Annotated in this window: 2 protein-coding genes and 1 pseudogene; all 3 read left to right on the top strand. The window is 41.6% G+C overall.

Annotated features, from left to right (window positions below):
- Window positions 1-728, top strand: a 728-nt coding sequence (locus AC5590_RS25310) for an efflux RND transporter periplasmic adaptor subunit (protein WP_169268962.1), incomplete at its 5' end; no start/stop codon positions are given.
- A 245-nt stretch (window positions 729-973) separates the two neighbouring features.
- Window positions 974-1,648 carry a response regulator transcription factor gene (locus AC5590_RS25315; protein WP_169268963.1) on the top strand — a complete coding sequence of 225 codons (675 nt, stop codon included), beginning with the start codon at window positions 974-976 and terminating at the stop codon, window positions 1,646-1,648.
- Between the two features lie 76 nt (window positions 1,649-1,724).
- A pseudogene (locus AC5590_RS25320) lies at window positions 1,725-2,168 on the top strand (sensor histidine kinase); the annotation flags it as partial.

Raw genomic sequence — 2,168 nt, forward strand, 5'->3', positions numbered from 1 at the left:
GCAAGGTAAGGAGGGGTCAAAGGGTAAGTTTGAAGGTAGCTTCTGTGCCTAATCGTACCTTCACTGGACGAATAGCCGTAATTGGTTCTGTGGTGGAAGGCGAAACGCGGGTAGTCCCTGTGAAAGCCGAAATAGATAACCCTGGTGGAGTTCTCAAGCCAGGAATGTTTGCCGAACTTGAAGTTTTGACAAACCAAACATCGACAGCTATATTAGCTATTCCTAATTCAGCTGTGGTTGATGTCAATGGTAAGAAACAGGTTTACGTACAAAATGGTAATGCTTTTCAAGCAACTGAAGTCACTTTAGGTCAAACCTCTGGGGACATGGTTGAGGTCAAGACTGGTTTATTTGAGGGGGATATGATTGTCACTCAGCGTGCGCCTCAACTTTATGCTCAGTCTTTGCGGGGTGGTACTAAGCCAACAGAAGGTGAGGAGAAGGAAGCGCAACCCGCACAGAAGACGGAAGTTAAAACGCCTAACTTGCCAGTACCCTTGTGGTTGCTCTTATCTGGAGGAGGGACTGCTATTGCTGCAGTTGGTTTCTTAGCAGGTCGTCGCACCAAACGTCAAGAGGTTCCAGGAACACCAGAATTTATCTATGTGCCAGAAGAATCTGCTAATGGTTCTGCAAAAACCTCGGAATCTCCAACATGGGATGATAATCACCACGTGGCTCATCAGGAGCCAAAAGTCACAGTTGTAAATAAAAATACTCAACAATAAAAATGCTGAGTGCTATCATTAAATGGGCGATCTCCGCATTTCTCACAAGCGATGCGATTGCCCAAGGGGCAGTGCGCTCTCTTGTATCGCTATTATCAAAACCTTTTCCAGCTTAGATTTTGAGTGTCTTATAGCAAATGCGAATCATAACAGTGTTTTTCACTCTCCCAATAAGTGAGAGTGACACTACTATATAACCATGCTACCAAAGGAATTGTAACAATATCCAAGACTGCTAAAGCGATATGAGAATTTTGATAGTTGAAGATGACGATCGCATTGCCAAACCATTAGCTGAGTATTTAAGACGCCAACACCATATTGTGGATATCACAAATGATGGGCTTGAGGGCTGGGAATGGTCGAAATCAGGGTTATACGAAATCATTTTATTAGATTTAATGCTGCCTAAATTAGATGGAATTACTCTGTGTCAGCGTTTACGTGCTGCTTCATCTAACGCTCTCATCTTAATGCTGACAGCACGAGATACAACAGGCGATAAAATTATTGGACTCGATGCTGGTGCTGATGATTATTTAGTCAAGCCGTTTGATCTAAAAGAGTTAGCAGCACGCATCAGGGCATTAGCTAGGAGAAGTCAAGAGATTCGCCCACCGATTTTAATTCACGGGGAAATGCAACTCGATCCTGCTACCCAACAGGTTACTTATGCAGGGGATGCTCTATCATTAACCCCTAAAGAATACATGATATTAGAATGTTTTTTGAGAAACCCAAATCAAGTTTTGACTCGTTCGGCAATCCTCGATAAACTGTGGGAATTTGATAAGTCTTCTGGAGAACAAACCATCAAAACTCATATCACCAATTTACGGAATAAGCTCAGAGCCGCTGGAAGTTCAGAAGACTTTATTGAAAGTATCTACGGCATTGGTTATCGTCTCTGTCAAAAATGAAAAACTTGGTTATTTTTTAGCATTTTTATCAACAAAGCTCTCAGCTAATAAATGATAATTTGATACTCACAAAAATGTGTTTCAAAAAATTCGTTATCGGTTATTGTTGTCTTATTTGGTAGTGTTCGCATCGCTGCTGGGAATATTTGCTCTAGCAGTCCGAGTTGCTTTCACTCGCAGTCTGACTCAACAAACAACAGATAAACTCATAGCCATAGGACAAGGTGCGGCTGCAAATGCAGAGTTTGAAAAAGATCACCTGACAGTAGAAAGTGACTTTCGTCCACAAGACTTAATAACTCGTCATCAGGCATTGCAGTGGTTTGATACTCAGGGAAATTTGATTGCCCAACAAGGACAAACTGTCTTAACTTTACCCTTGTTACCAAGCAAAATGGTACAAGTTCAAAGTGGTAAAGTCCCTATTCAAGCAGTGACTATACCAATTATTGGTAGCGATAATAGTCAACTAGTTGGGTATGTCAGAGTAAGTCAATCTCTAGAAGAATTTGAGGAAACC

Source organism: Brasilonema octagenarum UFV-OR1 (assembly GCF_963888615.1).
Classification (GTDB): domain Bacteria; phylum Cyanobacteriota; class Cyanobacteriia; order Cyanobacteriales; family Nostocaceae; genus Brasilonema; species Brasilonema sennae.